This is a genomic window from Candidatus Thiodiazotropha sp. CDECU1 (assembly GCF_963455295.1).
GTDB lineage: Bacteria > Pseudomonadota > Gammaproteobacteria > Chromatiales > Chromatiaceae > Thiodiazotropha.
Window position 1 is genome coordinate 3520278 of record NZ_OY734020.1, and the last position, 24782, is coordinate 3545059.

The following is a 24782-nucleotide window of genomic DNA, read 5'->3' on the forward strand; positions in this document are numbered from 1 at the left end:
TGACCTGGGATTCTATAACGCCACCACGTGTTCCACTGCCAGTCGAACCCCGAGTCTCTCCCCTATCCCATGATCGTGGTGACTCTGCACCAAGCATAACAGCTCGGTGCCATCATCCAGGGAGAGGGTATAGAGATACTCAGCGCCTTGAAAAACCTTGCCGACGATCTTCAGCTTATAATCACTCTGATCATCATGAATGATATCGTCGGGTCGCAGCAACAGTTCAACTGAATCCCCCGCCTGGTGTTGCTGCTTGAGATCGGCGCACATGATCCCGAGCACGGAATCGATACGCCCATCCTCCAACACCCGTCCAGGGATCATCGAGCCCTTGCCGATAAACTCCGCCACGAATCGATCCGCCGGTTTATGGTAGATGTTGTAACCGCTATCCCATTGACGCAAACGTCCGCTACCCAGCACACCGATGATATCGGCCAGGGCGAACGCCTCCAGTTGGTCATGGGTTACCAGGATTGCGGTCACCCCCTCTCTTTTCAGAATCTCACGTACCTCGCCAGCCAACTGCTCCCGCAACTCCACGTCGAGTCCGGAGAAGGGTTCATCCAGCAGCAGTATCTCCGGCCGCGGCGCCATGGCGCGGATCAATGCAATGCGCTGCTGCTGACCGCCTGAAAGCTGGTGGGGATATTTCTCCTCAAGACCGTTGAGGCCGACCAGTGCCAGCAACTCCTTAACCCGCTGTCGTTGCGACTTACCACTGCCCCCGCGTAGCCCGAAGGCGACGTTGTCCCTGACGCTGAGATGGGGATAGAGGGCAAAATCCTGGAATACCATGCCGACCTGGCGCTTCTCCGGGGCCAGGGTATGACCTGGCAGGGAGACCCGGCGACCGTGTAACAGGATCTCTCCCTGCGCCAGCGGCTCAAACCCCGCGATGGCACGCAACAGGCTGGTCTTGCCACAACCGCTGGGTCCCAGCAGACAACCTATCACGCCGCTCTCCAGTTCGAAGCTGACACTGTCCACCACCAACTGGCGACCATACTTGACGCTTGCTCGCCTGACTTCAAGTTGATTTGGCATGACGTGACCGGGTTATGGTTCGACTCAACAGTATGACTGGAAGTATACCCACTGCAACTATCGTCAACGCGGCATAGGAGGCGTCCGCAAGGCGTTCGTCGGATGCCAGTTCATAGGCCCTGACTGCCAGGGTATTGTAATTGAAGGGACGCAGTATCAGGGTCGCGGGCAACTCTTTCAAGACATCCACAAAGACCAGCAACAAGGCCGTCATCAGGCTGCCCTTGAGCATCGGCATATGCACCCTGCGCACAATCTCACCCGAGCCCGTACCCATGGACCGGGCCACCTCGTCCATGGTGGGACGGATCTTGCCCAAGCCTGCCTCCACTGTCTGTAAGGAGACCGCCAGGAAGCGCACCAGATAGGCAAACACCAGGGCGATCAGGGTACCGCTCAGAATCAACCCGGTGGACCAGCCGAACTGCTCCCGCATCCAGCTATCGAGGGCATTATCGAAGGCGGCAAAAGGGATCATCACGCCGATAGCGATTACCGTACCCGGTATGGCATACCCCATCCCCGCCAGTCTCACCGCAAACTGGGTTGCCCAACTCTTCTGCTGCCGCTTTCCATAGCCCAGTAGCAGTGCCAGCATCAGGGCCAGGATTGAAGCTGTCCCTGCCAGCATGATGGTATGGGTGACCAAGCTCAGGAAGCGGCTGTCGAGAGTCTCCTCAGCCGTGGTCAAGGCCCACCACAAGAGCTGGCCCGCCGGCAGGATGAAACCCAATAGCAGGGCCCCGAAACAGATCAGGAAGGCCATGCTCGACTGCCTGGCATTCAACTGGAAGCGGGTCAGTACCTGGTGGCGTTGGCTGGTATGGTGATAGCGCGCCTGCTTGCGGGAGATCTTCTCGAGAATGATCAAGGCAAACACCACCAGCAACAGCATGGCGGAGAGCTGTGCCGCAGCGGCCGCGTTGTTCAGGCCGTACCAGGTGCGGAATATCCCCGTGGTGAAGGTAGAGACACCAAAGTACTGCACTGTGCCGTAATCCGCCAAGGTCTCCATCAGCGCGAGGGAGAGCCCTGCCACGATGGCGGGCCTGGCAAGGGGTAGAGCAACCGTAAAAAAGGTTCGCCAGGGACCGTTACCCAGGGTGCGACTGACATCCAGGACACAGATCGACTGGCCGAGAAAAGCGGCCCGGGAGAGCAGGTAGACATAGGGATAGAGCACCAGGGCCAACATCACTGCCGCCCCCTCGATGGAGCGGATCTCCGGGAACCAGTAGTCGCCATAGCCCCAGCCCGTCCACTCCCTGAGCAAGGTCTGCACCGGCCCGGCAAAATCGAACAGACCGGTATAGGTATAGGCGATGATATAGGCGGGTATCGCCATCGGCAGCAACAAGGCCCATTCGAATACCGATCGCCCGGGGAACTGACACATGCTCGTGAGCCAGGCCGTACTGACACCCAACAGTAATACCCCGATGGCGACACCGACCATCAACAACAGGGAGTTGATCACATAGTCCTGCAACACCGTATCGGCCAGGTGGCGCCAGACTTCCCCGGCAGGCTCGAAAATATAACTGAGCACCACGACCACCGGCACCGCCAGCACAACGGCTACCGTCAATACTCCCACGCTCCATGGATTGAACCCGATGGAGAGATGGGGTAAAGCAAATCTATTCGTCGTGGATGACACTTGCGATCATTTCCATCCCGCGCGATCCATCAGGCGTACCGCATCCGGGTTGAGCTGACCCAGCTTGGAGAGATTGAGCCGATCCATCTTGAAATCGCCCCAGCCCTTGAGGAGTTCACTGGGGGCCACATCTTCCCGCACCGGATACTCTCCATTGGTCTCTGCGTACCAGGCCTGAGAGTCGGTATTGACAAGAAATTCCAATAGCTTGATGGCATTTTCCCTGTTTTTGGCCGCCTTGGTCAGGGCCGCACCACTCACATTCACATGCGCCCCCCGGCCCTGTTGATTCGGCCAAAACACCGCCAGCTTCGCTGCAGCATCCCGCTGTCCCTGCTCTTTCGAGGTCAGCATGCCGGCAAGATAGTAGGTGTTGGCAACGGCCACATCGCACAGCCCTGCTGCAGCCGCCTTGATCTGATCCCGATCACCCCCTTTGGGCGGCCGGGCGAACTGCTTGACGAAGGCAGTGGCCCAGGTCTCGGTCGCCTCCGCACCATTCGCGGCTATCATCGATGCCACCAGGGATTGATTGTAGATATTACTGGAAGAACGGATGCATATCCTGTTGTCCCAGTCGGGATCAATGAGTGCTTCGTAGGTGGAGAGTTTTGACGGATCCACCCGATCCTTGACATACAGAATGGGACGGGCCCGCACTGAAAGACCGTACCAGTGACCATCCGGATCACGAAAACTCTCCGGCACGACACCCTTCAGGAGCTCAGACTCGACCGCCTGGGTGACACCCGCCGCCTTTGCCCGATACAGGCGACCGGCGTCCGTGGTGATCAACATATCGGCGGGGGTGTTTCGCCCTTCACTCTGCAGACGTTGCAACAGGGCATCGGCCTTACCGGTGACAAGATTCACTTTGATCCCTGTCTGTTCGCTGAATTGATCCAACAGGGGTTTGATCAGTTTCTCTTTTCTGGCCGAGTAGAGATTCACGACCCCATCCGCCAGGGACAAGGAAGGTGCGATAAGGGTCAGCAGCAGCCCCAGTAAAATCGGTTTTGAGATTGGCAACACAAAAGCCTCCAACGTGAAATAGAAATAATGTAGAATATATAAGAATGATAACGATTATTATTTAGATTAGCAAAATAATCAATTGGCAACGCAGCAGGCCCAACCTATCCTACTGATTGCAATATGTTTAATTAAGGCCTAAGAAAGGTATTCAACATAAGGTGATTGGATAACATACCAATGAGATCCTCGGGTGTTTCCAATGCGTTTCGGTGGAGCCCTGCCCCACCAGGATAGCTCAGTTACCACCAGAATTTTCGCTCTCCCAACCAAAGCCCCTTATGTAAGTACCATTCGGGCCAGATAAGACACATGAAGCAACGACAAAAAAGAAACGGCATAACCCTGGTTCTCACCGGTGAAGGCAAGGGCAAATCATCCAGCGCCTTCGGCACCGCCTTCAGGGCGGCGGGTTGGAATATGCAGGTGTTGGTGATCCAGTTCATCAAGGGGAAGTGGAAGACAGGTGAACAGCAGGCCGCCTCCCGGTTTGAGAACATCGAGTGGCATGCCCTGGGGGATGGCTTCACCTGGGACACCAACAATCCGGAACAGGACCGCCGCACCAGCCGGGAGATATGGCAACTCTGTCAGGAGAAGATTCGCACCCAGCACTACGACCTGGTGGTGCTGGATGAGATCAACTATGTCTGTCAATACGGTTGGATCAGTGGCGAGGAGATCGCTGAGTTCATCCAACAGGAGAAACCACCCTGGATGCATCTGATCCTGACCGGACGTGGTGCACCCAAGGAGGTGATCGATGTGGCTGACACAGTGACGGAGATGAAACTGGTGAAACACGCCTTCGAGCAGGGCATCCATGCCGAACAGGGTGTGGAGTTTTAAGCAAACTTGACTGAATTGAGAACTAGCCTATTTGCCATCCAGCAATCTCCCGATCCCGCCAAGCACCGATCCCTCACCCTGATCACCGCCCCCCGATGAAGGGGCATTCGCCAGGATGCGATCCGCCATGCGTGAGAATGGCAGGCTCTGTAACCAGATCGTCCCATGCCCCTTCAGGGTTGCCAGGAACATACCCTCGCCGCCGAACACCATGGACTTGAGGTTGCCGGAACGCTGGATGTCGTACTCTATGCCCCCCGTGAAACCGACCAGGCAACCGGTATCCACCCGCAGGGTCTCCCCCGTGAGACGCTTTTCGATGACTGTGCCCCCGGCCTGGATGAAGGCCATCCCATCGCCTTCAAGGGCCTGTAGGATAAATCCCTCACCACCGAACAGCCCCACCCCAAGCCGGCGATTGAAGGCGATATCCACCTTGGTGCCCAGGGCGGCACAGAGAAAGGCATCTTTCTGGCAGGTGATCTTCTCCCCCAACTGCTGCATATTCAGGGGCACGATGTTGCCGGGATAGGGGGCGGAAAAGGAGACCCGCTGTTTGCCATTGCCCCGGTTGGTGAAATGGGTGGTGAAGATGGACTCGCCGGTAAAGACTCGCTTGCCCGCGGAGAAGAGCTTCCCCATCAATCCCTCATCTGCACTGGAGCCGTCACCCATCTTGGTCTCGAAATCTATCCCCTCCTCCATATAGGTCATGGCGCCTGCCTCGGCGATCACCGTTTCGCCTGGATCCAGCTCCACTTCAACCAACTGCATCTCGGATCCGAGGATCTCGTAGTCCACTTCATGGCAACGCATCGCCAGCACTCCTGTTCAGATCAAATGATTGTGTGATTGTCTGTGGAGAGTTTTGACCCAAGTGGTGAAAAATATCAACCATCAAGATTAGTTATATTATGATTTTCTGATATACTTCGCCGCTTTTTGCCACAGCCATGCGAGGTCATCCATGTTTCAACTCACCTGCCCGGGGAAACAGTGCGTAAAAAACGACGTTCTCTCTGGCCTGACGGTTGCCCTGGCACTGGTGCCTGAAGCGGTCGCTTTCGCCTTCGTTGCCGGCGTGGCGCCACTGGTAGGCCTCTATGCCGCATTCATGATGGGCATCATCACCGCCGTCATCGGCGGCAGGCCGGGCATGATATCCGGTGCCACCGGCGCGATGGCGGTGGTGATGGTGGCCCTGGTGGCGGAACACGGCATCGAGTACCTGTTCGCGGCGGTCCTGCTGGCGGGGCTCATCCAGATAAGCGCCGGTCTGCTGCGCCTGGGTAAATTCATCCGCCTGGTGCCCCATCCCGTGATGCTGGGATTCGTCAACGGCCTGGCCATCGTCATCTTCATCGCCCAGTTGAAACAGTTCCAGGTGGCCGATGAGAACGGTGTCATGGTGTGGCTCAGCGACACACCTTTGTGGATCATGCTGGGACTGGTTGCGCTCACCATGGGGATCATCCACTTCCTGCCGAAACTCACCTCCGCCGTACCCGCCTCGCTGGCGGCCATTGTCAGCGTGACCCTGATAGTGATCTTTCTAGATCTGGATGCCCGCTCAGTGCAGGACGTGCTGCGTGATCTGTCGGGGGATCCCACCGCAACCATTGCCGGCGGATTGCCCAGCTTTCATATCCCAATGGTCCCCCTCTCCTTTGAAACCCTCCAGATCATCCTGCCCTATGCCATCATTCTTGCCGGTGTCGGTTTGATTGAATCCTTGCTGACCATGAGCCTGATCGATGAGCTGACCGAGTCCCGCGGGCGGGGTAACAAAGAGTGTATCGGACAGGGGGTCGGGAATACGGTGAACGGCCTGTTTGGCGGCATGGGGGGCTGCGCCATGATCGGTCAAAGCCTGATCAATATCAATTCAGGCGGTCGCGGCCGTCTGTCGGGAATTTCAGCGGCACTGTTTCTGCTTGCCTTTATCCTGTTCGGCGCTAGCCTGATCGAAATGATTCCGGTTGCCGCACTGGTTGGGGTGATGTTCATCGTGGTGCTGGGCACCTTCGAATGGGCCAGCTTTCGTCTACTCGGCCGGATTCCCCTGGCAGACACCTTCGTCGGCATATTGGTGGCCGTGATTACGGTCCTGACCGATCTGGCAATCGCGGTCATCGTCGGCGTCATCGTCTCGGCCCTGGTGTTTGCCTGGGAGCATGCCAAGCAGATGCATGCGGATACCAACATCGACAAGTATGGGATCAAATACTACACCCTTCGCGGCCCGCTTTTTTTCGGTTCCGTGCAGACCTTTGCCGATCTGTTCGATCCAAAGAACGACCCCCAGGAGGTGATCGTCGACTTCGCCGACGCCCGTGTCTACGATCACTCCGGACTGGAGGCGATTGATAATCTGGCCGAACGCTATATGCGCAGGCAGAAGACGCTGCATATCCGCCACCTGAACCAGGAGTGCCAGAACCTGCTGGTAAAGGCCGGCGATTTGGTGGAGGTCAATATGATGGAAGATCCCACCTACCGGGTTGCGGATGACAGGGTGGCCTGAGATGCGAGAGTGGACATCAGCTACCTTGACCGCGGGTAGGAGGTAGATGTATTTTTGATTTCAGGCTTCTCACACAATGGAAGACGTGAAATGTCAGGCGTCAGCTGGATTGACTCAGCCACCCCTACCAACCACCCTTGTATCGTTTGCGGCAACCGAGTGGGCAATGCAATCATCCTCAACGCTTCCCACTGGCACCCTGATTATGACCAGTTAGAGGTAGCAAGATGCAGTCAATGCCACAGCGCATTCACGTTAAACGCAACCGAGATGATCCTTCCCTACCCTGCGGCCGAAGCAGCACTGCAAGATCCGAATTTCATCTATCTGATCTACCATTACTTAGAATTGGTTTCCGGTTTGGATTGGAAACTCCCCCTTCTCGAACGGCTTCCATTCAGTCGCTTCAACTCCGTTCTGGAGATTGGCTGTAACGTTGGTGTCACCCTCGATTACTGCCGTACAGCCTGGGACATTGATGCACTTGGCCTCGAACCCTCCGCCTATGGGGTCAAGGGTGGAGAGTTATTGAAACTGCCGATCATAAATGCCTATACCCATGAGGCAGAAGCACTCCACGACAGGCGATTCAGTTTCATCTACGCAACCGAGGTACTGGAACACGTATCCGACCCGCTCGCATTCCTCAAGGAGCTGCGCAGCTATCTTGAGCCGGGTGGCATCCTGCTCATCACCACCCCCTGCGTCTCAGCGCTGCACAAAGATAGCTTGCCCGGCGAACTCTACGCAGCACTCTCACCCGGAGCACACTACTTCCTACTCTCGCAGAATGAACTTGAACATCTTGCCCAGCAGGCCGGCTTTAAACATGCAGATGTGAAGCTGCTCCATCAAACGAACGTTGCCTACCTGTCCGATAAGCCGATTGAACTCGATACAGATAATGTAGTTGATTCCCAACTTGCGGCCTATTACGCAGCAAAAATCAATCAGGGGGCCGATCTCGACAAGCGTGTCTATCTCGGGCATCTAATCAACTACTATACCTCTGCGCTCAATGCCGATACTGTTTTCGATGAACCAGACATATCGCAACAGATCGAGCATCAGCTTTCCCTTCAATTCGATATCAGTCTTGATAGACCCTTGGAGTTGGCTCAGCGGGCCATCCAGGCAGAGTCGATTTTCGACCTGGGTAAAACGATCCCCTATTCACTGCCATCCTATCTCTATAAGCGGGCCGAATATCTCAACCGTGTGGGAGCAGCAACGGAACACCGCTACGAGCTGGCAGCGTTGCTTGCGGCCAAGGGTTTGCAAGTCGACTTCAGAAATCTGTTTCTCTATCGCCCTATCCTGCAGTTATCGCTACAGCAAATCGGCATACTCGATAACAGCCGACAAAAAACAGACCCTATCAGCGACCAATTGCGAAGCATAACCGAAAGCATAACCGCCACGATACCTGAACTCCATGAGACACCCGTTAACTTACTCTCTAGAATCAAATGGAAACTGAGAGCGCTAGGCAACAGATGGCGGTAAATCAATTCACCTGATGGTGAATAATGGCTGCAAGAATTTATCGGATAGCACATGAAGCGAATGTAACGTCTTCAGTTTGTAAAAACTGGTGACAATTCATCCTCGAATAACGGCTGAACACTGCAATTTCACTGGATGACGCTTAAAATCTAACAGCTTTCGTACAGAATAGGATAGGATTGGCAAATTCCCTTAGAGGACCGCAAACAATGACAACATCAATCGTGCTACTGGTTATTATTCTGGCTGTCATCGGTTTCGGCGTTGGCATGTACAACAAGCTCATCGCCGGGCGTAACCGCTACCAAAACGCGTTTGCGCAAATCGATGTGCAGCTGACGCGACGCCACGATCTGATCCCCAATCTGGTGGAGACCGCCAAGGGCTATATGAAACACGAGAAAGAGACCCTGGAAGCGGTGATCGAGGCGCGCAACCGGGCGGTCAGCGGCCTGCAGCAGGCAGCGAAAGACCCATCCGATCCGGAAGCCATGAAACAACTGGGGGAAGCGGAACAGGGTCTCAGCGGCGCCCTGGGTCGGCTGTTCGCCCTGGCCGAAGCCTATCCCGATCTCAAGGCCAATGAGAACATGATGCAGCTCTCGGAGGAGCTCGTCAGTACCGAGAATAAGGTCTCCTTTGCCCGCCAGGCCTATAACGACTCGGTAATGCAATACAACATAGACCGCGAGTCATTCCCGAGTAATCTGATTGCAGGCTGGTTCCGTTTCCTGCCGGCAACCCTGCTCGAGATAGAGGATGAGGCAAAGCGCGAAGTACCACAGGTTTCATTCACTTAACATACAGCAAGCGATTTTCAACCCCTCGGCGCCTGACGGCTGTCTTTCTCCGACGCCCCAACAGTCCATCCCTGGACTGACGGGGCTTACGCGGCATCCAGGCCGCTACTGCGAAAGTCAGCCGTCAGGCGCCTACCCAGGTTTGTATCGTTTCCGGATAAACACGCTTTAGGCAATCTGTTACCGAAGGACCTCGACACGTGAACTTCTTCGAACAACAGGACCAAGCCAAACGCAACACCCGAAACCTGGTGTTGCTGTTTCTGCTTGCCGTCGTCATCATCATCATCGCCATCGATATTGCGATACTGCTGCTGTTCGGCAATGTGCTTAACGAGAGTGCAGGTACGACCCAAAGCTTGGGTACTTTTCTCACTCACAACAGTACCATCCTGCTGTTGGCCAGTGGGGGGACCGGCGCTGCAATCGGGCTGGCCAGTCTCTACCGCAGCGCCAGCCTGAAGGATGGGGGTGGTGCTGTGGCACGCCAGATGGGAGGGGTGCCGGTGGAAGCCGATCCGAGAGATCCGCTGCGTCAACGCCTGCGCAATGTGGTGGAGGAGATCGCCATCGCTTCCGGTGTGCCCGTGCCCGAGATCTATATCATGGAGCAAGAGTCGGGTATCAATGCCTTTGCCGCTGGTTATTCACCCAGCGATGCAGCGGTGGCGGTGACTAGGGGTACATTGGAGAGCTTGAACCGCGAGGAGCTGCAGGGGGTCATCGCCCATGAGTTCAGTCACATCTTCAACGGGGACATGCGCCTCAACATCCGTCTCATCGGCGCCCTGTTCGGGATCATGATCCTGGCCATTGCCGGACGGCGCATCCTTTCCGGTGCCCGTTACTCCTCCGGTTCGAAAAACAACAACGCCGGCGCCATCATGCTGTTCGCCGCGGCCCTCACCGCCATCGGCTATATCGGTCTCTTCTTCGCCCGCTGGATCAAGGCGGCGGTGTCCCGTCAGCGGGAGTACCTGGCGGATGCCTCCGCGGTGCAGTTCACCCGCAATCCCCAAGGCATCGCCGGGGCACTGAAAAAGATAGCGGTGCACGCCCAGGGGGCATCCCTGGCCAGGGATAGTGAGGAGATCGCCCACATGCTGTTCGGACAGGGCATGGCCGCCAACCTGTTCGCCACCCATCCACCCATACTCGAACGCATCCAGCGTATCGAACCCGGCTTCCGGGAGCAGGAGCTGGCGGAGATCGCCAAACGCCTGCAGCAACGCTCCCGCCGGGAGGCGGAACGGGAGGCCGCTGCAGACCAGGCCAGCGCAAAACGCACCCCCTTCGATCCGCGCAGCATCATCGAGGGTATCGGCAGTCCCGGCTGGGAGCAGATCCTGGCTGCAGCAGCCCTGGCGGCCAGTATGCCCGAGAGTATGCTCTCCGCCGCCCGGTCCACCGAGTGGGCGCCGGAACTGTTACTCTGTCTCCTGCTCGACAAGGACGAATCGATACGTGAGCAACAGCTCTTCACCATTGCCCGCAACCTGGGCGCGGAGAGTGAGGCCCAGGTGCGTCACCTGATGAGATCCTCCATGCCGATCCAACCTGAACAGCGTCTGCCCCTGCTGGAGATCGCCTTTCCCGCCCTGAAACGGCGCCCGGTGGAGTTTACCCAGCGCATGCTCGGCACTGTCAACGAGATCGTGCATCTGGATGGCAAGATAGAGGTATTTGAGTTTCTCCTGGCAAAGGTGATCGCTCTCTACCTGAAGGATGCCCTCAATCCCGCCCAGAGCCACATCGGCGGCAACCAGACCCTGGTGGAGCAGGCAGAGGCGGTGCGGAGCGTTATCGCCATCCTCGCCGATCATGGTCACAGGGAGAGTGAACAGATACAGCGCAGCTATGGGAAGGGTATCAAGAGTCTCGGCCTGGAACTGCTACCCATGCAGCAGCCCACCGATTGGGTAGCCACATTGGATACCGCGCTGCAGCAACTGGATGCTCTGAAGAACAAGGAGAAAGAGCGTCTGATCACCGCTTTGGTGGAGACCATTCTTACCGATAGCCAGGTCACCACCGAAGAGTTGGAACTGCTGCGCGCGATCGGTGCGGCCCTGCATATCCCACTGCCCTTATTGAGTGATCGCTGATTGTAGAGGACATACGGTGCGGCTTGCCGCACCGAATCTGGCTACTTTTTCTGTTTCAGCAGATCAGCCAGGTCACCGAAAGGCTGATGAGTGCTGGCATTGTGCTCTGCCGAATCGACGGAGGAGTATCCGGCATCCGCCTCCAGGTAGCGCGAATGCTCATTGTCATGGCAATAGATGCACAACAACTCCCAATTACTCCCATCCGGGGGATTGTTATCGTGATTATGATCGCGGTGATGAACCGTCAGCTCCCTGAGGTTTTCCCGGGTGAATTCCCGCGCACAACGACCGCAAACCCAGGGATAGAGTTTCAACGCCTGTTCCCGATAACCCTGCTCCCGCTGCTCCCTGTCGCGACGGGCCTGGGCAACGACCCGGTCCAGTTTCTCATTTGATTGCTGCGACGACATGCTCAACCCCTGACTGGTGCAATGAGTATAAAAGGGAAATATAGTTCACCTTCCCGGCCTTTGGGTATGCCGTGTTGCCTTTTTTACCATGAGGCTGACGGCAGGATCCCACACTGTTAACATCAATCCCCATGAGACACTAAACAGCAGAGCATCCCACCGTGAAAAACTCACTGCTACTCAGATTCGGGACGGTCATCACCATTCTCTTCATTCTGGCCGTATCGGGGATGATGAGCTCGATGATCATCACTGAAACCGCGGAGGGATACGCCGCCGCCATCAACCAGGCCGGCACCTTGCGCATGCAGTCCTATCGCATCGCCAGCAGCCTGGTGCATCGCACCAAGTTCCATAACGAGCTGGCGACCACCCGCACCAGGAACCTGGTGACGGAATATAATCAACGCCTGTTCAGTCATCGCATCCACGACGTACTCACCAAAGGGCCCCATAAAAAGGTCACTGAAACCTATCGGAGAGTCGAATCCCAGTGGCAAGAGCTGATGCTTCCCAACCTGCAGGACTATTTGCAATTAAGCACTGCGGACACCCTGTCGGCGGAGGAGAGAAGACAACTTGATAACAGCCAGCGTAACTACCTGGCACTGGTCGACAACTTCGTCGATGATATCCACAGTTTTGTGGAGGCCCTCGAAATCGATGCCGAAGAGATCAACCAACAACACAGAATCATCCAGATCATACTGTTGATTCTCACATTCATGGTTGCCCTGATCAGTCTCTATCTGACCAAGACCCGGGTACTCAATCCACTGCGCAATCTGCTTACCTGCGCCAATGCGGCGCGGCATCGTAACTTCTCCGTTCGCAGCCGCTATCTCGGTGAGGATGAACTGGGCCAGCTGGGTCAGGCCTTCAATGTCATGGCGGAGGATCTCTCAGTCATCTACACGGATCTTGAAAACCGGGTGCGTGAAAAGACCCATGACCTGGAGCAGAGCAATCGCACCTTGGAGCTGCTCTATTCCGCCACCAAACGGCTCAGCGACTCCTCATTGAGCGAGGATGTATTGATAGCGGTGATCCACGATATCGAGGTCTTGTTGGGGGTGAACAATGGCACCATCTGCCTGGGACAGCCCGGTGACGATCAGGCCTATCGCTATGCATCGACTCGCGACACGGATATCCTGTCAAAGGACAAGTCCGACAACCAGTGTGCGATCTGTCTCGGTGATGGCAACTCCCATACCTTCAAGCTGGCAATGCCCGATTCCCCTGTACCCGTGAATATCTTTTCCACACCCATACGGGACAAGAATCAGCAGTTCGGGGTATTGCTGGTGGAGTTTCCTGAAGAGATGCGGCTGGAGGAGTGGCAGGAGCGTCTCTTGGAGACCGTAGCCAGCCATATAGCACTGTCGATCAACGTGGCCCAGCAGGTCACCCAGAGTCGAAAACTCTCCTTGATGGAGGAGCGCAGCGTGATTGCAAGAGAGCTGCATGACTCTATTGCCCAGTCGCTCTCCTATCTGAAGATACAGGTAGCCAAACTTGAGAAATCGATCAACGATGAACGGGAAAAAAAAGAGATTCTACTGGTAAGCGCCGCATTGCGCTCGGCACTCAACGGCGCCTATCGCCAACTGCGCGAACTGTTGACCACCTTCAGGCTCAGAGTGACCGATGCCAACCTGGGTAAGTTGATTAGCGAGACGGTTGAGGAATTCAAAAACAGATCCGGCATTACTATTGAATACACCAACCATATAGGAAATTGTCAATTCACTCCCAATGCGGAGATCCATATCATCCAGATCATCCGCGAATCGTTGTCAAACGTCATCCGCCATGCCAACGCAACACGCGCCCATGTGGTACTGGAGTGCGATCAAACAGGGCGGGTCAATGTCAGCGTCGAGGATGACGGCATCGGAATCAATGATGAAGGTGATATGATGCAACACTATGGATTGCCTATCATGAAAGAGCGTGCTGAGTGGCTTGGGGGGAGTTTGACCATCAATGAACCAGCCGGTGGCGGTACCCGTATAGAGCTCATCTTCAATCTTACTGATGCATCTGATACTGAATCCAAAAAGATGTTAATCGAGCAGTTGAAACATGGTTGAACAACAGACATACACTGTACTAACAATCGACGATCATCCCCTGTTCAGGAAAGGCGTATCCGATCTGATCGATATGGACGACACCCTGGAACTGGTAGGCGAGGCTGCCAACGGCCCCGACGGACTGGTGGTGGCGAAACAGTTCGCTCCCGACTTGATCCTGCTGGATATCAACATGAAGGGCATGAACGGACTCGAGACCCTGAAGGCGATCAGAGAGCAGGAGATCGATTCCCGGGTGCTTATGCTCACCGTATCCGATAACGAAGAGGATGTACTGACCGCCCTGCGCATGGGTGCAGACGGTTATCTGCTGAAGGATATGGAGCCTGAGGATATCCTCAAATCGATCCGCAAGGCGGTGGGTGGCACCCTGGTGATCAGCGATCACCTGACCCAGTTACTGGCGAAAGCACTGCGGGATGATGACAAACTCAAGCAGCCGGATCCCGTCTCATCACTCACGGCCAGGGAACAGGAGATCCTGCAGTGTCTTGCCCGGGGCCAGAGTAACAAACAGATTGCACATGTCCTGAACATCTCCGAAGGAACGGTGAAAGTACACGTCAAGCATCTGCTCAAGAAGCTCAAGCTCCACTCCCGAACCGAGGCAGCAGTCTGGGCATTGAACAAGGGAATAACCGTAAACCCCTAATCATTGCAATTGACTCTCGCGGTTTCGCCCATGGCAGAAGCGTCAGTCAATTCACCCCCCTACCTCAAACGACATATCCGCTACCCACATAGGGGTAACAGACTCTACCAATATATTGGTAACATATTGATTTATATTAAGTTTTCTTAATTTTTTCGCTCAAACCTTGATCCGTATCAAAGCGGACGCATCCACCCGATGAAACACTTTCCCCATTCGGCGTTTGTCACTCACCCTGATGAATTATCGCCGATCCGGTTCCCTCGATTTGGTCATGATTGTGCAGATATCCATTGACAGAGTTCAGTTCCTACGAGGCGACATCAATAGTCGTCGCAGAGGCATACATCCACCCTGGTCGATGGACGATGCCCGTTTCAGTGAGCTATGCAATCGATGCGGCGAGTGCCTCAAGGCATGCCCGAGCCATATCATCGTGAGCGGATCCGGTGGCTATCCGGTGATCGATTTTAGCCGGGGACAGTGCACATTTTGCGGCGATTGCGTCAAGGCGTGTCAGCCCCGGGCACTCAGCTTCCCGGATGATCCAACCACCCCACCCTGGTCGCTAGATATCGAGATCGACTCATCCTGTCTCTCCCGCAATGCCGTAGTCTGCAGAAGTTGCGGCGATCAGTGTGAGGAGAGAGCCATTCGGTTCCAACTTCAAACGGGTGGTTACTCACAACCGCAACCCGATCCAACGGCCTGTACCGGTTGTGGTGCTTGTATTGCGGTCTGTCCGAGCCACTCGATAACGATTACCCCCACTTCCAATGACCACGCGGCATCAACCCAAGCCCGTGAGGAGATTGTCAATTCATGAATATATGCAGCTTGATCGTCCATACCAAACCGGCACTGGGAGCAGTGGTCAGTGAACGTCTGCAAAGGTTCCAGGGCGTCGAGGTCCATGGCGGAACCGAGGTAAGTAAATTGATTGTCACTATCGAGGACAAGGGCGAGTCGATGTCGCCAATGTCCGACACCATGAATGCGCTACGCGACGTTGAAGGCGTCGTGAGCACTGTTTTGATTTATCACTATGGCGGTGAAGAGTCGATGGAGGAAATGAACCGTGAAATTAACTAGAAGAGAATTTATTAAAAGCAATGCAGTGGCAGCAGCAGCCTCTGTAGCCGGTGTCACCCTGCCGCTTTCCAATGCAGCGGCCGCCGATGCGGATGACGGCATCCGCTGGGACAAAGCCGCGTGTCGCTACTGCGGCACCGGTTGTAGCGTTCTGATGGGTGTAAAAGATGGCAAAGTGGTAGCCAGCCAAGGCGACCCCGATGCACCGGTCAACAAAGGCCTTAACTGTATCAAAGGGTACTTCCTACCGAAGATCCTTTACGGAGAGGACCGGTTGACCAAACCGTTGCTGAGGAAAACCAACGGTAAATATGACAAGAACGGCAAGTTCGAGGCGGTCTCCTGGGACGAGGCCTTCAAGACCATGGCCGAGAAGTGGGTTGCCGCACGCAAGGCCAAAGGGCCGAAGGGCGTCGGCATGTTCGGTTCCGGCCAGTGGACCGTGTGGGAAGGCTATGCCGCACAGAAGCTGTTGAAGGCCGGTTTCCGTTCCAACAGCCTGGAACCAAACGCCCGTCACTGTATGGCCTCTGCGGTAGGTGCCTTCATGCGCGCCTTCGGTATCGACGAGCCGATGGGCTGTTACGACGATCTGGAACACGCCGATGTCTTCGTCCTCTGGGGCGCCAACATGGCGGAGATGCATCCGATTCTCTGGTCTCGTCTCACCGATACTCGCCTCACCAAGCCCGGCTGCGAGGTCCATGTGCTCTCCACATTCGAGCATCGCTGCTACGAGTTGGCGGACAACGGCATGATCTTCGAACCCCAGACCGATCTGGCGATCCTCAACTACATCGCCAATTACATCATCCAGAACAAGGCCTATAACAAGGAGTTCATCGACAAGCATGTCAACTTCACCAAGACCCCGACCGATATCGGTTACGGTCTGCGTGCCACGGATCCGCGCGAAAAGGCAGCCAAGAACCGGAACAAGGGCAAGCTCTCCAAAATCAGTTTCGAAGAGTATGCCAAGTCGGTTGAACCCTACACGCTGGAGCACACTGCCAAGCTCTCCAAGGTACCGAAGGACAAACTGCTTAGACTGGCCAAGGCCTATGCCGATCCCAACAAGAAGGTCTCCTCCTACTGGACCATGGGTTTCAACCAGCATACCCGCGGTGTGTGGGTCAACGGCCTCTGCTACAACGTGCATCTGCTGATGGGCAAGATCGCAGAGCCCGGCAACAGCCCCTTCTCCCTCACCGGTCAGCCCTCCGCCTGCGGTACCGCCCGCGAGGTCGGCACCTTCACCCATCGTCTGCCTGCGGACCTGGTCACCAAGAAAGATGCCCACTGTAAGTTCGCCGAGAAGACCTGGAAGCTGCCAGCAGGCACCATTCCCCGAGCCAACGGTAAGACCGACGGCGCCGATCAGACCGACATCAGTGGCAAGCCCATGGGCAAGACCCTGATCCATGCGGTCGCCATGCATCGCGCCCTCAACGACGGCAAGATGAATACCTTCTGGGTCATGTGTAACAACAACATGCAGGCTGCGGCCAACATGAATGACGAGAGTTATCCCGGTTGGCGCAACCCGAACAACTTCATCACCGTTTCCGACCCCTATCCCACGGTATCGGCCCAGGCTGCAGACCTGATCCTGCCGACCGCCATGTGGATCGAGAAGGAAGGTGCCTATGGTAACGCAGAACGTCGTACCCAGTTCTGGCGTGAGCAGGTAGCGGCACCAGGGGAGTCTAAATCCGACGTGTGGCAGGTCATGGAGTTCTCCAAGTACGTCAAGGTGGAAGATGTCTGGCCAGCTGATCTGATCGCTAAAAAACCGGAGTATGCCGGCAAGACCCTTTACGACGTGCTCTACGCTAACGGCACGGTGGACAAGTTCCCGGTGGAACAAGTCACCGACAGCCGCGGCAACAAGTATGATAATCACGAGTCGGCACACTTTGGCTATTACGTGCAAAAGGGCCTGTTCGAAGAGTATCGCCTCTTCAACTCAGCCAAAGGTATTCCTAAGAAGGGTCACGAGATGGCCGACTTCGATGCCTACCACAAGGTCCGCGGTCTGCGCTGGCCGGTGATCGACGGCAAGGAGACCCTGTGGCGTTTCCGTGAAGGCTACGATCCCCACGTTGCCAAGGGTGAAGGCGTCAAGTTCTACGGCAAGCCTGACGGCAAGGCCAACATCATCACCGCGCCCTATGAGCCGGCCGCCGAGCCACCGGATAAAGAGTATGATCTGTGGCTCTGCACCGGCCGTGTATTGGAGCACTGGCACTCCGGCTCCATGACCCGTCGCGTACCTGAGCTCTATCGTGCGGTCCCCGATGCGGTGGTCTACATGCACCCGAAAGATGCCAAGAAACGTCGTCTGCGTAACGGTGCGCTGGCCAAGCTCACTTCCCGTCGTGGTGAGATCGTCTGCAAGGTCGACACCAAGGGTCGTAACAAGCCGCCCGAGGGCCTGGTGTTCGTGCCCTGGTTCGATGCCGGACGCCTGGTCAACAAGCTGACCCTCGACCAGACCGATCCGCTCTCGAAAGAGACGGACTACAAGAAGTGCGGGGTGAAGATCACGCGTGCCTAGTGGTAAATCGACCCGGTGAAACGGTGCGGCAAGCCGCACCCTACACCGGGGCATTCGTAGGGTGCGGTTTACCGCACTGAAAAAAACTGAAACTTCAACTATGTCGGAAACAGAGAGAAAAAACGAGCTCAACCGCAGACAGTTCCTGGGCAACATGCTCAAGACTGCCTGTGGCGTGGGATTGGTCGGACTGGGGCTGGGCGCCTATTCGAAACGGGCCTCATCACTGCCGGCTGACTACATTCGTCCACCCGGCGCCTTGCCGGAGGAAGATTTTCTCGGCGCCTGCATTCGCTGCGGCCTCTGCGTGCGCGATTGTCCCTACGACATTCTGTTTCTGGGTGAGGTTGGCGATGAAGTCGCCACCGGGACGCCCTACTTCATTGCCCGTACCGGGCCGTGTGAGATGTGCGAGGATATTCCCTGTGTGGTGGCCTGTCCCACCAACGCCCTCGATCATGACCTGAAGGATATCGAAGATTCACGCATGGGCCTGGCTGTGCTCATCGATCAGGAGAACTGCATTGCCTTTCACGGACTTCGTTGCGAAGTCTGCTTCAACATCTGTCCGATCCGCAATCGCGCCATCTCCCTGGACATGCAGCACAACACCCGTTCCGGCAAACATGCCCTGTTCATTCCCGTGGTTCACTCGGACGCCTGTACCGGCTGTGGGCTCTGTGAACGTGCATGCATTCTGGAAGAGGCAGCCATCAAAGTCTTTCCCATGCACCTTGCGAAAGGTGAATTGGGTAAGCACTACCGTCTGGGCTGGAAGGAGAAAGAGAAAGCGGGTGAGGCGCTGGTCACTCCCGACACCGAGCATCGTTACAACCTGCCCGAAGGGGTGCGTTACGACCTGCAAGGCGAAGGGTTGATCATCGAAGGCGAGGCCGAGGAGACACCCTTCTCCTCCAATCCTCTGGATACACTCAATAGCGGTTTCATGGACAAGTAGCATGTTAGACATGAAGACATTGGGTGACGATGCCATCGCCAAAAAAGGCTGGTTCAAGGCCCATAAGTTCCTGATCCTGAGGCGACTCAGTCAACTCGGGATTCTGGCGCTGTTCCTGACCGGTCCCTGGCTCGGCATCTGGATCGTGAAGGGCAACCTGGCCTCAAACCTGACCCTGGACGTGCTGCCGCTGACCGACCCCTATGTGTTGCTACAAGCCAGTCTGTCGGGGGTGGTTCCGGAGACTGCCGCCATTATCGGCGTGGTCATCGTGCTCATCTTCTACTTCCTGGTGGGAGGCCGGGTCTACTGCTCCTGGGTCTGCCCGGTCAACATGGTCACCGACCTGGCCGCCTGGTTGCGGCGCAAGCTGGGGATCAGAACCACCTCGCAGATCTCGCGTTCCACCCGCTACTGGATGTTGGCGCTGACGTTGATCCTGCCACTTGTGGTGACCGGGGGCATCATTTGGGAGCTGGTCAATCCAGTCTCGATGATGTTCCGCGGCATCGTCTTTGGCATGGGCGCGGCCTGGATCATGATCCTGGGAATCTTCCTGTTCGATCTGCTGGTGGCGAAGGACGGCTGGTGCGGACACATCTGCCCGGTAGGCGCCTTCTACAACCTGGTCGGCAGTAAGAGCCTATTGAGGGTAAATGCAGCTCGACGGCAGGTCTGCAACGATTGCATGGAATGCTATGTGATCTGTCCGGAACCGCAGGTGATCAAGCCGGCGCTAAAGGGTGAGAAGAAAGGGCTGAGCCCGGTAATCCTTTCTTCCGACTGCACCAACTGCGGGCGCTGTATCGATATCTGTGCAATAGACGTTTTCAGTTATGGCGGTCGTCACGCCAGTATAATCGACGAGTACAAGCAAGAGGGTCAATTCAATCGAGGTGTCCGGACTTGACCGGTGCATCAAACCAATTCTGTTTTTGAGAGTGATGATGGAGAAAGGTATGAAAAAGATCGCACTTCTAACCATTGCGGCAATTACTGCCATGTTCCTGTCTACTGCGTTGCTGGCTGATGTTCAATCACTGCGTGGAGACAAACTGGATACTATGGCGAAAAAACCTGCCAATCTGAAGTTAGTCAATGTCAAAGGCGGCATCGAACGCAGCTTCAAACTACAACCCCCCATGGTTCCCCATGAGGTGGATAAATATGAAATCAACCTGAAAAACAACGGCTGTATGAAATGCCATAGTGAAGAAACCTATGAAAAAGAAAAGGCGCCGAAAGTAGGCGACAGCCACTATGAAGACCGCGACGGCAAGGTATTGAAAACTGTCTCCAGCCGTCGTTATTTCTGTAACCAGTGCCATGCGCCTCAAATGGGTGCGGATCCGCTGGTTCAAAACAACTTCCAAGGTGCCAAATAGTGTTCGGTCCGGTCTCCTCGTTGAGTGGAGACCGGACCTCACTAGGCAGGATTCGATTTAATTTGGTGTAACAATGAGCGAAACTAAGAAAAAAGGCGGTTTGTTCCTGATTGCTGTCGGTATCGTTGCCGGTGTCATATTGTGGGGCGGGTTCAATACCGCAATGGAAATAACCAATACCGAAACCTTCTGTATTTCATGTCATGAAATGGATGAGACGGTCTACCAGGAACTTCAGGAAACGATTCATTTCACCAACAGGACCGGTGTACGTGCAACCTGCCCCGATTGCCATGTTCCGAAAGAGTGGGTACATAAGTTCGTACGTAAGATTCAGGCGACCAATGAGCTCTACCATAAAATGCTGGGGACCATCGATACGCCTGAGAAGTTCGAGGCCAAGCGTCTGGAGCTGGCGCAAAACGTCTGGCGTTCAATGAAGAAGACCGATTCACGGGAGTGTCGCAACTGCCATAAATTCGTCTCCATGGACCTGGACAAGCAAGCGCCCCGCAGTTCCGAGCAGCACGACCCGCACTATTGGGATGCGCTGGATGGAAAGGAACCGCAAAAAACCTGTATCGACTGCCATAAAGGTATAGCTCACGCACTACCTGAAGGGTTCGACCCAAATGCCGAATATTGACATACAGTGGCTGGTGAACAATGCTAGGAAGTCTGGGGAGGTTGAAACTAGTAATGCTATTAGCATTAAGAGGCGACCATGTTAAATGATCCGTTCGGCAGGAAAATCGAATATCTGCGCCTATCGGTTACGGATCGCTGCGATTTTCGCTGTTTCTATTGCCTTCCCAGAAGTCATAGAGACTTCGAGACCCCCAGCGACTGGCTCACCCCCGATGAGATAGAACGGCTGGTTGCCCAGTTCGCCGTGTTGGGCGTCAAGCATGTCAGGCTCACTGGCGGTGAGCCACTGGTTCGTAAAGGACTGGATGAGATTGCTTCGCGTATCGCCGGGGTGGCCGGTATCGAAGAGCTATCCCTCAGTACCAATGCCTCCCGTCTCAGCCAGTTTGCCGAGGCATTGAGCCGTGCCGGCGTGAAACGGCTCAATATCAGTCTCGATTCACTCGATGAGGCAAAATTCAAACAGATCACCGGCAGCCAGCTGAAACCTGTACTGGAGGGGATAGAGAGTGCCCAGGCATTTGGACTATCCCCGATAAAAATCAATATGGTGATCATGCGCGGCATCAATGACGATGAGGTCGAGGGCATGATCGAGTACTGCATGGATCACGATCTGACTCTGCGATTTATCGAAACCATGCCGGTGGGAGAGGGCGGACAGGCCGCAACTGAGCGCTACATACCCCTTACCGAGATCGAGCAACGACTGAAAAAACGCTACACTCTACGCACTGCCGCCATGCTGGGCAGCGGTCCGGCGCGCTACTTCCAGATTAACGATACCGGTTTCGTGATCGGTTTCATCACTCCACAGTCACAACATTTCTGTGCTACCTGCAATCGGGTACGGGTCTCCGTGACCGGCGATCTCCACCTCTGTCTCGGACAGGAAGATAAGCTGGCCCTGCGCCCGCTGATGCGCGAGGGTGCTTCGGATGAAGCCATCCAGCAGGCAATCCGGTACGCCGTCGCGCATAAACCGGAGCGGCACAACTTCCATGAAACCCCAACCGCGATTATTCGCCCGATGTCATCCCTGGGTGGTTAGATAACAGGCTCAGCAGTCAGCAGTCAGCAGTCAGCAGTCAGCAGTCAGCAGTCAGCAGTCAGCAGTCATGTAAGTCTGCCGATGGCACCGCTCACTGTCATCTGCGGGAAGGGAATCTCCCATCCGTTCTCCGTGCAGGCATCGACACACCAGCGTTGTATGGCGCGCCGCAGGCGATTGTAGAGATCGCCGAGTTCACCACTGAAGTCCGCAATCACGGTAATGTCCAGTGAAGAGCTATTGGCCTGGGAAAACTCAACCCGCAAATTGAGCAGATAATCACCATAGCCCTCCTGCTCCAAGCGTTGCTGAATCGTGTTGCGCAGGATTTCCGGGATGGTTTCGGTGCTCTGCTGCTGCAGTGCGTAACTGACACCAATAATCTCTTTGATGCGGAAATTGGTTGCCAGATTGCGTGGTGATGCGGCGAGAAAATCACTGGTTTGGTAGGTTTTCTGGGCCCCGCCCCGTTCCACCAGCTGTACCAGTTCCGGGGAGATTCCAATCACCCGTCCCCTGACCCCATCACTGAGTATCACCCAATCATCCTTGTGGCATGGAAACCAGGGCTCCTCTGGATTGCAGGGTCGCGATTTTTGGTCGACCAGCTCTTTGATTGGCACACGCAGAGTGATTCCCGCATCCGGATTATCCAGGATGGAAAAGACATTGATCTGCTCAACCCGCCAGGGCAATCCATCCAGAAAGATGCGCTCCCCCTCACGTACGGAACCAATGTTCAGAAACAGCTGTATCTGGTGCCAATATCTGGGTAAAGCCTGGCGCAGTCCGAGGACAATACCCAACAGCAAGAGGATGCCCAAACTCAACAGCACCCAATCCTCGACAATATAGAAAACCACCATTGGACCGACGAGGATCAGCACTGTGGTCACTATTCGATGTGCCAGCTCCAATAATCTGATGCGAAAACTGCGATGTTTCTTCTTAAATCCAGGCATCAAGCGCCGCATCGCCTTGTCGCTGATCCGGGACAGAAAAATGATACCTGCAACCACCAACAGCGCTACAATCAGATACAGGCCACGACGTTGAAAGAACTGCTTCAAGTAGTCCTGAGAGGCATCTGTTATCGAGACCTCCGAAGCGAGTATTTCATTAAGCTGCAACTGTGCCGATTGATATTCACTGCTCATGAATGCGTGATTCTTTCGCCACTTTTCAGCCACCGCACCGAGAGAGTCTTGCAACTTTTCCGAATCACTCTTCTGGCTTAACAGATCCACATTTTGCAGGGCTTCGTCAAGAATCTTCAGCCTCTCACCGTAATAGGCGATCTTCTCCTTCAACTCCGATTTCTGACGTACCTTGGACGTCATGTCCTTCATCTCATCGATGGCCGGCTTAAGCAAAGAAAACAACTCCTGCTTGAGATCGAATTGGGTTTCTTCCTCACCGCGCAGGTCTGTCAGGTCGAGGCCCGCGGAAATATTCTCGAAGTTTTCCACCGTACGCGAGAGCTCCGCATCGAGCTTCTCCAACTGTTGCCTTAGTGACCCCTTCTGTGTCTCCGACTCAGCGCCGGCAATACGCTTGCTCAGTACCGCAATATCCTTTTCGATATTCTCCCTGATGTTTACCAGATTGAGCAGTGTAGTATGGGTGGTGCTCTGCTTGTCAGCGACCGCGCCAAGTTCCTCCTCGGCAAACGCCAAGCACGGCAGGTTCAGGAACAGCACAATGCAAGATAGCGAAATGAGACGCTGGATGAATCGGTATGTCACAATAGTCATATTCATATCTTCACAAATAGCAGAATCCTGGATTATTCGGCCCTCGCTGCTCATTGAAACAGGCCATATTTACCCGCTACTGCAACCACGGTGACCAACAATCCCAACATGAGGTTGACCAATATGAGTTGTCGTATGAGGCCAACCGCCGCCACGGCCTTCGGCTTGTCATCGTCTTTCAGGGCCGTCCCGATCCGCTGATAGGGTATGGCATAGATAAAGACAAAAATAGCGGACATCACGACGCCAACCACTGACATGAAACCCACCCACAAGCCGATACTCTCTTCATAGAGGGTGAACAACATCCAGAAACCACTCGCCAGAATGGCGAGAACAGCCCCCCAAACCCAGGGGAAGAAGCCATCAAACACACGCACAAGCAGAGGCAACCGTTGGGGTGGCTCCAAAATATCATTCAACGCGGGACGCAGAACCATATGCGCAAAAAACATCCCTCCAACCCAAACAATGACACCCAGGATATGCAGAGTCATAGCAATCGACATAAAACTCCACCCCCACAACGTGGCTGATTAATGAAGCTTGCCCCATTGTGCCTAACCGCCACCCGATCTCCAACTCTTATACCGTTGAATGTGGTCCTTCTAGGAGATCCGAGACCTGCTCCCGTCAACCCGATTTAC

The 24782-nt window shown here is 55.2% G+C and carries 22 protein-coding genes; 15 read left to right on the forward strand and 7 right to left on the reverse strand.

Annotation, left to right across the window (positions count from 1 at the left end; all coding sequences use genetic code 11):
• Positions 1–12 precede the first annotated feature (12 nt).
• Genes R2K28_RS16035 through R2K28_RS16045 form a run of 3 tightly spaced genes read right to left on the reverse strand, consistent with a single transcriptional unit; the run spans position 13 to position 3721 of the window.
• Positions 13–1050, reverse strand: coding sequence for an ABC transporter ATP-binding protein (locus R2K28_RS16035; RefSeq protein ID WP_316365993.1), 1038 nt, complete (start codon positions 1048–1050; stop codon positions 13–15).
• Positions 1034–2710 (reverse strand): ABC transporter permease, encoded by a 1677-nt coding sequence (locus R2K28_RS16040; protein ID WP_316365995.1) that lies wholly within the window; start codon positions 2708–2710, stop codon positions 1034–1036. The genes R2K28_RS16035 and R2K28_RS16040 overlap by 17 nt, the downstream gene beginning before the upstream one ends.
• A gap of 6 nt (positions 2711–2716) precedes the next feature.
• A complete protein-coding gene (locus R2K28_RS16045; RefSeq protein ID WP_316369762.1) occupies positions 2717–3721 on the reverse strand; it encodes a Fe(3+) ABC transporter substrate-binding protein in 1005 nt (334 codons plus the stop codon).
• Positions 3722–4054: 333 nt separating this feature from the next.
• Here R2K28_RS16045 and cobO point away from each other — a divergent pair, with 333 nt between their 5' ends.
• On the forward strand, positions 4055–4591 hold the full coding sequence (gene cobO, locus R2K28_RS16050; RefSeq protein ID WP_316365998.1) for a cob(I)yrinic acid a,c-diamide adenosyltransferase: 537 nt from the start codon (positions 4055–4057) through the stop codon (positions 4589–4591).
• A 27-nt stretch (positions 4592–4618) separates the two neighbouring features.
• Here the strand turns inward: cobO and R2K28_RS16055 are convergent, their stop codons facing one another.
• Positions 4619–5407 carry a TIGR00266 family protein gene (locus tag R2K28_RS16055; RefSeq protein WP_316366001.1) on the reverse strand — a complete coding sequence of 263 codons (789 nt, stop codon included), beginning with the start codon at positions 5405–5407 and terminating at the stop codon, positions 4619–4621.
• A 151-nt stretch (positions 5408–5558) separates the two neighbouring features.
• Between R2K28_RS16055 and R2K28_RS16060 the strand changes: the two genes are divergently transcribed.
• The 4 genes from R2K28_RS16060 to R2K28_RS16075 all read left to right on the forward strand — a co-directional run bounded on the left by R2K28_RS16060 (position 5559) and on the right by R2K28_RS16075 (position 11526).
• Positions 5559–7115 (forward strand): SulP family inorganic anion transporter, encoded by a 1557-nt coding sequence (locus R2K28_RS16060; protein WP_316366004.1) that lies wholly within the window; start codon positions 5559–5561, stop codon positions 7113–7115.
• 90 nt (positions 7116–7205) lie between these two features.
• The gene (locus R2K28_RS16065; protein ID WP_316366007.1) at positions 7206–8621 is read left to right on the forward strand and encodes a class I SAM-dependent methyltransferase; all 1416 of its coding nucleotides are present in this window, start codon (positions 7206–7208) and stop codon (positions 8619–8621) included.
• A gap of 209 nt (positions 8622–8830) precedes the next feature.
• Entirely contained in the window at positions 8831–9421 is a 591-nt protein-coding gene (locus R2K28_RS16070; RefSeq protein WP_116446401.1) for a LemA family protein, read from the forward strand.
• Between the two features lie 200 nt (positions 9422–9621).
• The gene (locus R2K28_RS16075; RefSeq protein ID WP_316366009.1) at positions 9622–11526 is read left to right on the forward strand and encodes a M48 family metallopeptidase; all 1905 of its coding nucleotides are present in this window, start codon (positions 9622–9624) and stop codon (positions 11524–11526) included.
• 41 nt (positions 11527–11567) lie between these two features.
• Here the strand turns inward: R2K28_RS16075 and R2K28_RS16080 are convergent, their stop codons facing one another.
• Positions 11568–11939 (reverse strand): YajD family HNH nuclease, encoded by a 372-nt coding sequence (locus R2K28_RS16080; RefSeq protein ID WP_116447029.1) that lies wholly within the window; start codon positions 11937–11939, stop codon positions 11568–11570.
• A 161-nt stretch (positions 11940–12100) separates the two neighbouring features.
• On the opposite strand from R2K28_RS16080, the gene R2K28_RS16085 reads away from it, so the two are divergent.
• From R2K28_RS16085 to moaA, 10 genes are all read left to right on the forward strand, one after another.
• The gene (locus R2K28_RS16085; RefSeq protein ID WP_316366016.1) at positions 12101–14035 is read left to right on the forward strand and encodes an ATP-binding protein; all 1935 of its coding nucleotides are present in this window, start codon (positions 12101–12103) and stop codon (positions 14033–14035) included.
• Entirely contained in the window at positions 14028–14690 is a 663-nt protein-coding gene (narL, locus tag R2K28_RS16090) for a two-component system response regulator NarL (RefSeq protein ID WP_316366019.1), read from the forward strand. Before R2K28_RS16085 ends, narL begins: the two co-directional genes overlap by 8 nt.
• 274 nt (positions 14691–14964) lie before the next feature.
• Positions 14965–15516 carry a ferredoxin-type protein NapF gene (gene napF, locus R2K28_RS16095; RefSeq protein ID WP_316366022.1) on the forward strand — a complete coding sequence of 184 codons (552 nt, stop codon included), beginning with the start codon at positions 14965–14967 and terminating at the stop codon, positions 15514–15516.
• Positions 15513–15782 carry a chaperone NapD gene (locus R2K28_RS16100; protein ID WP_316366024.1) on the forward strand — a complete coding sequence of 90 codons (270 nt, stop codon included), beginning with the start codon at positions 15513–15515 and terminating at the stop codon, positions 15780–15782. Before napF ends, R2K28_RS16100 begins: the two co-directional genes overlap by 4 nt.
• Positions 15769–18339, forward strand: a complete 2571-nt coding sequence (gene napA / locus R2K28_RS16105; protein ID WP_316366026.1) for a nitrate reductase catalytic subunit NapA — start codon at positions 15769–15771, stop codon at positions 18337–18339. Before R2K28_RS16100 ends, napA begins: the two co-directional genes overlap by 14 nt.
• 100 nt (positions 18340–18439) lie before the next feature.
• Positions 18440–19297: a ferredoxin-type protein NapG gene (napG, locus tag R2K28_RS16110; RefSeq protein WP_316366028.1), complete on the forward strand. Its 858-nt coding sequence runs from the start codon at positions 18440–18442 to the stop codon at positions 19295–19297.
• A gap of 1 nt (position 19298) precedes the next feature.
• Positions 19299–20207 (forward strand): quinol dehydrogenase ferredoxin subunit NapH, encoded by a 909-nt coding sequence (napH, locus tag R2K28_RS16115; protein ID WP_316366030.1) that lies wholly within the window; start codon positions 19299–19301, stop codon positions 20205–20207.
• Between the two features lie 49 nt (positions 20208–20256).
• Positions 20257–20682, forward strand: a complete 426-nt coding sequence (locus R2K28_RS16120; protein WP_316366032.1) for a nitrate reductase cytochrome c-type subunit — start codon at positions 20257–20259, stop codon at positions 20680–20682.
• A gap of 73 nt (positions 20683–20755) precedes the next feature.
• On the forward strand, positions 20756–21328 hold the full coding sequence (locus tag R2K28_RS16125; RefSeq protein ID WP_316366034.1) for a NapC/NirT family cytochrome c: 573 nt from the start codon (positions 20756–20758) through the stop codon (positions 21326–21328).
• Positions 21329–21406: 78 nt separating this feature from the next.
• Complete coding sequence (gene moaA / locus R2K28_RS16130; RefSeq protein WP_316366036.1) at positions 21407–22381, forward strand: GTP 3',8-cyclase MoaA; 975 nt, start codon at positions 21407–21409, stop codon at positions 22379–22381.
• 65 nt (positions 22382–22446) lie between these two features.
• On the opposite strand, the gene R2K28_RS16135 is transcribed toward moaA, so the two are convergent.
• Positions 22447–24135 carry a hypothetical protein gene (locus R2K28_RS16135; protein ID WP_316366039.1) on the reverse strand — a complete coding sequence of 563 codons (1689 nt, stop codon included), beginning with the start codon at positions 24133–24135 and terminating at the stop codon, positions 22447–22449.
• A 50-nt stretch (positions 24136–24185) separates the two neighbouring features.
• Positions 24186–24644 (reverse strand): CopD family protein, encoded by a 459-nt coding sequence (locus R2K28_RS16140; protein ID WP_316366041.1) that lies wholly within the window; start codon positions 24642–24644, stop codon positions 24186–24188.
• Between the last annotated feature and the right edge of the window lie 138 nt (positions 24645–24782).